This is a genomic window from Halanaerobium sp., from assembly GCF_003070835.1.
On the sequence record NZ_QBLR01000163.1, the window covers coordinates 1 to 7,663 of the forward strand.

Annotated in this window: 10 protein-coding genes and 1 pseudogene; all 11 read left to right on the forward strand. The window is 29.1% G+C overall.

Annotated elements, in window-relative coordinates:
• Nucleotides 1-435: O-antigen ligase (locus CI949_RS14000; RefSeq protein ID WP_290767430.1), on the forward strand; the 435-nt coding region annotated here is incomplete at its 5' end.
• 19 nt (nt 436-454) lie between these two features.
• The gene (locus tag CI949_RS14005; RefSeq protein WP_089716654.1) at nt 455-892 is read left to right on the forward strand and encodes a prepilin-type N-terminal cleavage/methylation domain-containing protein; all 438 of its coding nucleotides are present in this window, start codon (nt 455-457) and stop codon (nt 890-892) included.
• A gap of 34 nt (nt 893-926) precedes the next feature.
• The gene (locus CI949_RS14010; RefSeq protein WP_089716655.1) at nt 927-1,670 is read left to right on the forward strand and encodes an A24 family peptidase; all 744 of its coding nucleotides are present in this window, start codon (nt 927-929) and stop codon (nt 1,668-1,670) included.
• Nucleotides 1,671-1,687: 17 nt separating this feature from the next.
• The gene (locus CI949_RS14015; protein WP_089716656.1) at nt 1,688-2,191 is read left to right on the forward strand and encodes a type II secretion system protein; all 504 of its coding nucleotides are present in this window, start codon (nt 1,688-1,690) and stop codon (nt 2,189-2,191) included.
• Between the two features lies 1 nt (nt 2,192).
• Complete coding sequence (locus CI949_RS14020; protein ID WP_143008772.1) at nt 2,193-2,966, forward strand: prepilin-type N-terminal cleavage/methylation domain-containing protein; 774 nt, start codon at nt 2,193-2,195, stop codon at nt 2,964-2,966.
• Between the two features lie 5 nt (nt 2,967-2,971).
• The gene (locus CI949_RS14025) at nt 2,972-4,681 is read left to right on the forward strand and encodes a pilus assembly PilX N-terminal domain-containing protein (RefSeq protein ID WP_089716658.1); all 1,710 of its coding nucleotides are present in this window, start codon (nt 2,972-2,974) and stop codon (nt 4,679-4,681) included.
• 25 nt (nt 4,682-4,706) lie between these two features.
• Nucleotides 4,707-5,804, forward strand: a complete 1,098-nt coding sequence (gene pilM / locus CI949_RS14030; RefSeq protein ID WP_181413358.1) for a pilus assembly protein PilM — start codon at nt 4,707-4,709, stop codon at nt 5,802-5,804.
• Nucleotides 5,794-6,321 (forward strand): PilN domain-containing protein, encoded by a 528-nt coding sequence (locus tag CI949_RS14035; RefSeq protein WP_110301292.1) that lies wholly within the window; start codon nt 5,794-5,796, stop codon nt 6,319-6,321. The genes pilM and CI949_RS14035 overlap by 11 nt, the downstream gene beginning before the upstream one ends.
• Entirely contained in the window at nt 6,314-6,862 is a 549-nt protein-coding gene (gspM, locus tag CI949_RS14040) for a type 4a pilus biogenesis protein PilO (protein ID WP_089719187.1), read from the forward strand. The genes CI949_RS14035 and gspM overlap by 8 nt, the downstream gene beginning before the upstream one ends.
• Before the next feature lie 4 nt (nt 6,863-6,866).
• Complete coding sequence (locus CI949_RS14045) at nt 6,867-7,325, forward strand: hypothetical protein (protein ID WP_089716662.1); 459 nt, start codon at nt 6,867-6,869, stop codon at nt 7,323-7,325.
• 34 nt (nt 7,326-7,359) lie between these two features.
• Nucleotides 7,360-7,663, forward strand: a pseudogene (locus CI949_RS14050) (type II and III secretion system protein); the annotation flags it as partial.

The window sequence follows — 7,663 nt, forward strand, 5'->3', positions numbered from 1 at the left end:
TCATCCAGAGCCTATATCTGGTCACGCACTTTACCATTACTAAAAGATACAATTTTTATTGGTCACGGTCCTGATACTTATGCAATGTATTTTCCCCAAGATGATGTAATCGGAAAACTTAAATTTTTTAGTAATCCTGAAATTATAGTGGATAAACCCCACAATTTATATTTACAGATAGCTATTAATACAGGAATTATTTCATTATTAGCTTTATTATATTTATGGGGGAATTATATATTTTCGTCATTTGTTTTGTATAAGAATAGTGATTTAAGCAGCTGGAAGAATAGATTGGGAATTGCATTAATGGGAGCAGTAACTGCTTATTTAGTTGCAGGATTTTTTAATGACAGTGTTATATCTGTAGCTCCTGTTTTCTGGATTATATTAGGTTTAGGTATTTCTTTAACGATTTTAGCAAAGGGAAATTAGATTATTTGGAGGTTGATTTATGTTTAAAGTTATAACTAGTAATAGTGGTTTTACTTTAATTGAATTATTAATCGTAATAGTTATAATAGGAGTTTTAGCTTCAATAGCCATGCCTAATTTAATGGGGATTAGAGAAGAAGCTCGACGAGAAGCTGTAATTTTTAATACCAGGACCTTATTAACAGAGATAGAAGTATATAGATTTAAAGAAGGAACATATCCTACTGCTGCCAATACTTCAACTTTTATTACTAATTTTAGAGATGAATTTAATGCATTAGATAGTATAGTTCAGGAAATAGGAATAGAAAGTTATGAACCATATCATTATAACAGTGATGGTGATAGTTTTGTTTTTTCAGTTAAACTCCCAGGTGAAAGTGAAACTGAATATGTAGGTATTAAATCTAACGGTGATTTAGAAGAAGGTTTAAACAGTCATTTAAATTTAGAATAATTATTTAAATATATAAAATGAATGGAAGGTTTATATGATATTTTTATTATTTATAACAGGATTGGTAATTGGTAGTTTTTTAAATGTAGTTATTTATAGACTGCCGACAGGGAAATCAATTATTTATCCACCATCTCACTGTCCTAATTGTGGTCATAAATTAAGTATGCTGGAACTAATTCCAGTTTTAAGTTATATTTTTTTAAGAGGGAAATGCAAAAACTGTAAAGCAGATATTTCAATCAGATATCCTATTATAGAATTGTTAACCGGAATTATATTTATTATAAATTATATTTATATATCTGATTTAATCATATTAGCTGCAGGTTTAGTATTTTCTTCTTTAATGATAGTACTGACAATGATTGATGTTGATCATCAAATACTTCCAGATCAATTAACTCTTGGTGGTCTTGTAGTAGGATTAAGTTTTAGCTTTTTTAGAACTGATATAACTTTTATTTATTCTTTAATAGGAGTTCTGGCAGCTGGAGGTTTACTATTTTTAATAGCTTTTTTAAGTAAAGGTGGTATGGGTGGTGGAGATATCAAAATGATGGCAATGGTTGGTAGTTTTACAGGGCCAGTAATTGCTGTAACTGCAGTCTTTTTAGGTGCTTTAATTGCTTTGATGGCCCATCTACCTGGTGTTATTTCTGGAAAAACTGGTATGAAAACTAAATTACCTTTTGGACCATTTTTGGCTGTGGCTTCTTTAATACTTTGGTTTTATTCAGAAGAACTATTTGCTATGTATTTATCACTTATTTTTTAATGAGAGGAGAAGCCTAAATGAAGATTTTAAAAAATAATCAAGGATTTACATTAGTAGAAGTTATATTAGCTTTTACAATAATAATTCTCTTAATTACAACATTTGCTGGGGCTGTTCTTGTTGGATTTAGAAGTGAAAGAACTACCAGAAATATAGATCTGGCTTCTTCAATGTCTGCAAGTATACTTGATTATTTAGCTAACTCTAAAAATCTGAAAAATATTATAAATTCAGATGGAGTTGATCTAATCAGTGGAAGTTATTCAAGTGATATAAGGAGTTTTATAGAAGATGATTTAGATACTGTTTCGCCTTCTATAATACAGCAACAACTTTCAGATATTTTTGATGATCATATAGCTAATAATAGATTTAATTATTTAGAAAAATCAGAAATAGAAATTTCTGAATCAGAAGTTTCTGATGATTTAGATTTATATAACATTAAATTAACTATTTTTTGGGAGGAAGAGCAGGGGGAAGGGACATACGAAATCGAAACAATGATGGGTGCTGATTAAAATGAAAAATAATAGAGGGTTTACTTTAGTTGAAGTGTTAATTACCTTTACAATCTTATTAATAGTTCTGACTTTGATGGCCGCTATTTTAGTTCAGTCATTTGATATTTTTAGAGATAGCACAGAGCGGGTTAGTAATAATCGTTTAACCCAAATTATGATTGAAGATATTACTCAGAATATTAGAGAATATAAATATTTTGATTTTACTACTCCTGATACTTGGAAATTTTGGTATGATGAAATTGATAAAGATGCTGAAAATGCAGATTTTGTAATTCTAAAAAATACTAATAAATTAGAATTAAAAAAGAAAGTAGCTGAAAATCTACCTTTAAATAAAGAAAGGGCTCTAACCAATTTAGTAGAATTTAAGTTAAAAAATTATGCAGGTGAGAAAATTATTCTTTATAAAAGATACAAAGATGGAACTGGTATAATCAAATTTAAAAATGGAACCACAATAGTTTTTGAAGATGACAAGATAAAATTCACTGATGATATTAAAATAAAATATGTAGATAGTAGTGGTAATAATAAAGAAAAAACTTTTACAGGTGGTACTGAAATAAGGCTTATTGAAGGTAATGAGATAAGACTTAAAGATAACAAAAAAATAAATCGAGATAATGTCAGGAAAATTATTGTTGATGGTACAGAAATTGATTTTAATAACAATGCATTTGAATTTGAAATAAGAGTAGATTTAGGAAATGGTAATGTTATTGAAGAATTAAAAACTGTATATCCTCGTAACCTTAATTTCTGGAGGTGATCATTATGAAAAAAAATCTTAAAAATAATGATGGAATAGCCTTAGTAATGGTTATTTTATTATTAGCTCTGGTTGGAAGTTTAGCTACTGCTATGATGCTTATGTATTCTTCAAATATAGGTTTAGTACAGGATGCAGCTGCACGCAGTCAGGCATTTTATGCAGCTGAAGGTGGAGCAAATTATCTTGATTTAAAGTTAAATAAATTTTATCAAGATAATATTGCTGGTAAAGGTTTTTTTTCAGCTGAAAAAATTTATAAAGAGCTGCAGAAATTGCAAAGCCAATTTGAAAATGATTTAAATATTGCGGGTTATGGTATTACTATTGAATTTAATCCACATTCTAATTATGAAGAAAATAATATTTATATCTATGAAATTACAGCTGATAATGGTAATGAAAGTGAGACTATTAGAGTTGAATATTTAATTGAGCATTTAATTGATTATTTTAAATATTCTAGATTTGCAAATAAAATTAATCTCAATGGGTATAATCGATTTTATAATGTAGATGATCACAGTTTTGGAACTGCTGAAGTTTTATATAGTAAATGGTCTAACAGTTCCTCTTATTTTGAGGGAGAATTAGTAGTCCATGATAATAAGGTTTATGTCAGTAAAGGTGATTATTCTGCAGGTGAAGCAGTAGAACCTGGAGAAGATAACTGGCAGGATAACTGGATGATTGATAATTCTTTTAAAGAATGGAATAATGATAAGATTTATAGATCACGAGAAAAAGTGATTTATGATAACGAAATTTATACAAGTAAAGTTAATGATAATGAAACACAACCGGATCCTGATAATCCTAATAATGATTATTGGGAAATAAATGATCCAGATATATCAAAAGTAGGACTTGCTAAGGGAAAGGTTGATTATAATCAAACATCACTTCCTAGTCCTGATGATTATGATTATCAAGAAAAAATTGTAGAAGAATTTAAGAGAAGATTAGATGAAGAAGGCGGCTACACTTATGAAGATGATCAGGGAAGTTATAGTAATTGGAGTAATCAATCTTATTCTGTTGGTACAAAAATAAGTTATAGTGGAAAAGTTTATAGGGCTGAAAGAAGAAATAGATTTTTGTGGTTTACAATTCCACAGCCTGAACCACAACCTGATTTAGAACCTGATTCAGAGGATTATAATGGTTGGAGAGATTATTGGGTAGAAATGAATGCAGGTCAGGCTTTTATAGATGACAATAACCAATTTTACAATGATGGAAATTATATCTACATTGATGGAGATTTGACACCTAATGTAGCAGCAAGTATGGATTTTTCAAAAGCAGATGATGTACTTCATATTTTAGTTGATGGAGAAATAAGTCCTTATGCAAATCTTTCTCTTGATGGAAATGCAAATATAATTTTTTATACAACTGCTGAGACAGTTTCGTTTGAAAATGGTCATATTACTATGCCTTGGGAATCTGATATTAATTTAGCATATTTTGCTCCTTTTGCAACTTATACAAGTAATGATTTTAGTGGTGGTTATGCTTCTTCAATGATATTTAATGAAATAAATTATACAGATCAGGATATTTCAAGTGTTAAAACTTACTCTGAAGATAATCCTCTAAGGGGAAGTATAGATCCTGGTATAGCAGATTTAACAAGAGTTCATGGTGGTAACTATAGCTATAATAGTGATAAAACTGGTCCTATCAGATTAGACTGGAGCGTAATTAGATAAATAAAATAGAAGGGAGATGAATTATATGGCAGTAAGTCCATTATCTTTAATCAAAGGAATAAAGTATGTTAGTCTTGATTTTGGACACAATAGTATTAAATATTTAAGCAGCAGAGCAAAAAATGGCAAGCTAAAGCTGCTTGCATCTGGTAGGAGAGAATTACCTCCTGGAACAATTAAAGATGGTAAGATTATCGATACTCATCTTTTAACAAAAATTATTGCAGATATTTTTAATGAAAAAGATATGAAACCAGGTGTTTTATTGGTTACACCAGCTTCTGGACAGGAGTTTGTTAGAAATCTTAAAATGCCTAAAATGCCTGAAGATGAGTTAAAAGAGGCCTTGGTCTGGGAAGTTCAGGATTTTATGGATATTGAGGTGGAAAAAATTGCTTTAGATTATATTATTATAAACGAGGAAAATGATCAGTATGAGCTTTTAGTGACAGGGATATCAAAAGATATTCTTAATGGTTATTTAGAGATATTTGATAATAATATGTTGAAAGTTGAGGTTTTCAATTTGGAAGATATGGCATTAATATCTCTACTAAGTAAAGATAAAAGATTAGAAAAACCAGCTTTAATTTTAGATGTTGGAGCTAGGAGTTCTAAAATTTTAATTGCTGCTGAAAATAAGTTTTATCTCAGTCGAGAAGTAGATACTTCAGGCGATAATTTTAGTAATTTATTTTTGAATGAAGAAAAAAGTCATGAAGAGGCTGAAATTGAAAAGAAAAAATTTGAGTTTTTTCCTGAGCAGGCAGAAGTTGAAGAAAAAAAATTTGATTTAATGCTTACAGATATTGACACTGCTGAAACAACACAGAAACGGGTAAAAGAGTTGGTAGATGAGATAATTTTTGAGATAAATCGTTCTTTAGAATATCATAATGAGAGAAATAAAGAAAATCCTGTTGAAAATATCTATTTAACAGGTGGCGGCTTATTATTAAATGGATTAACCAGCTATTTTAAAGAGCAGATAGATTATAAAATATCGATTATCGACCCCTTAAAAGAATTTGATTTCAAGAATGATGTCAAACAGATCAATAAACATTTTATGGCAACTGCCGCTGGTACTATTGTTAGTGAGGTGATGCATAATGAGAGTTAACCTCCTTGAAAAAGATGATGGTGTAAAAATTGAATGGATGGAAATTGTAGTTGTCTTATTAATATTTTTAATTATTGCAGTACCAGCCTTAAATTATTATTTTAATTATTTAAAGGTTCAAAATCTTGAAAAACGCAGAAACGATTGGGAAACAAGATTAGAAGTGCTGCGTCCAGAGAAAGAATATTATTTTCAGTTAGAAGATGAAATTGCTAACTTTAAACTCCCAGAAAAAGTTGAACTAGAAAAATATACTACTGCACCATTTTTTATAGAATTTGCAAAAATAATTGGTGATAATATTACTTTTAATCGTTTAGATTACAGCAGAGGACAGATTCAAATTAATGGTAATGCTGAAACTATTAGATCATTATTAGATTTTAGTTCGCGTATTTTTAATTCAGATATTTTTTCTATTATTTCTTTAGAAAGGTTTAGAAAAAATGATAGCTTAGAATTTAATTTAATTGTGGAGCTAGATAATAAAGATAGAGGGGTGATTTATAATGAGTAATTTGTCTAAAAGAGAAAAAATACTACTTTTTATTTTATTTGTCACAGTAGTAATGGCTGCTTATTATTATTTGCTCTATCAACCTATCAAAGCTCATCAGCAGGATTTAGAAAATCAGATTACAAATATTCAAAGCGAATATACAGCTGTATTGAATAAAGTAAATCAAATTAATAGTTTAGAAAAAGAATTGGTTGAATTAAAAAAAGAAAGAGAAGAACGATTAGAAACAGTGGTTAGAGACGCTGAAGAGATTTTAGCTGCTGTTGATTATTTTGCCAGGGAAAGTAATGTTGATATCAGAAGTTATCAAAAAAGAAATACAGATAATGGTTATCCCTTTACTTTTGAAATTCAGGGTGGATATTTTGAATTACTATCCTTTCTTCAAATGCTAGATAACTGGGATTATAGATTAGTTGTAGAAAATTTGACTGCCAGTAATGTTCAGCAGCAGGAAAATTTAATTTCTTTAAATTTAAATTTATTTTATCATCAGTCAGATGAGTTAAGAGAGTTTATAGAAAATTCAGCGGGGTGATTTAATGAAGATTTTCAAATTATTATCTATCGTTATTTTAATATTAATGATTAATAGTACAGCTTCTGCTTTAGATCTTGATGTGGAAAGTGATTTAAACGAATTTGCAGCTGCAAATAAACTAAGTAGTACTCAAATTAAAAATTTAAAAAACCCATTTTTTATAGAAATAGAAACTGATGAAATTTCAGATGAAATTGCGACAGAGGAAAATTATCTCACAGAAGAATTTACTGCTGTTGAGGAGAGTAATCAAGTAGAAGAGACAGTTTCAGAACCAGAGATAGTAATTGATGGAGTAATAAAAGCTGCTAATTCTAGAATGGCTTTAATTGTAAGTTATAACCAGGATAAACATCTTCTTAAAATTGGAGATATGATGAATGGCTATAGACTATCTTCTTATCAAAATGGAGAAGCAGTATTTATAAAAAATGGCAGTTCCATTAGAGTTAAATATTAAAAAATTTGAGGCATATTGATTGGAGGCAAAGTAAATGATAAAAATAAAGAAGATTTCTTTTATTATTTTAATATTGGTTATATCTTTAACAGCAGCAGCATCAGCAGGACCACAGGACAAAATAGAAGATATGAATTTCAGAAATGCTGATATTGTTGATGTGTTGAGAGCTATTGCAGAAGTGGCAGATGTTAACTTAATAACTGACAGCCAGGTTGTTGGTAATATTACTGTTCATTTACAGGATATTACTTTTGAAAAATCTTTAGATTTGATAACTAAAACAAGAGGATTAGATTATAAATGGGACAATAACACTGTAGTAGTTGCTCAGCCTG

What these genes read in the sequence shown, in the direction of transcription:
- CI949_RS14005 (WP_089716654.1), top strand. Translation starts at nt 455, where the DNA reads ATGTTTAAAGTTATAACTAGTAATAGTGGTTTTACTTTAATTGAATTA.
- CI949_RS14010 (WP_089716655.1), top strand. Translation starts at nt 927, where the DNA reads ATGATATTTTTATTATTTATAACAGGATTGGTAATTGGTAGTTTTTTA.
- CI949_RS14015 (WP_089716656.1), top strand. Translation starts at nt 1,688, where the DNA reads ATGAAGATTTTAAAAAATAATCAAGGATTTACATTAGTAGAAGTTATA.
- CI949_RS14020 (WP_143008772.1), top strand. Translation starts at nt 2,193, where the DNA reads ATGAAAAATAATAGAGGGTTTACTTTAGTTGAAGTGTTAATTACCTTT.
- CI949_RS14025 (WP_089716658.1), top strand. Translation starts at nt 2,972, where the DNA reads ATGAAAAAAAATCTTAAAAATAATGATGGAATAGCCTTAGTAATGGTT.
- pilM (WP_181413358.1), top strand. Translation starts at nt 4,707, where the DNA reads ATGGCAGTAAGTCCATTATCTTTAATCAAAGGAATAAAGTATGTTAGT.
- CI949_RS14035 (WP_110301292.1), top strand. Translation starts at nt 5,794, where the DNA reads ATGAGAGTTAACCTCCTTGAAAAAGATGATGGTGTAAAAATTGAATGG.
- gspM (WP_089719187.1), top strand. Translation starts at nt 6,314, where the DNA reads ATGAGTAATTTGTCTAAAAGAGAAAAAATACTACTTTTTATTTTATTT.
- CI949_RS14045 (WP_089716662.1), top strand. Translation starts at nt 6,867, where the DNA reads ATGAAGATTTTCAAATTATTATCTATCGTTATTTTAATATTAATGATT.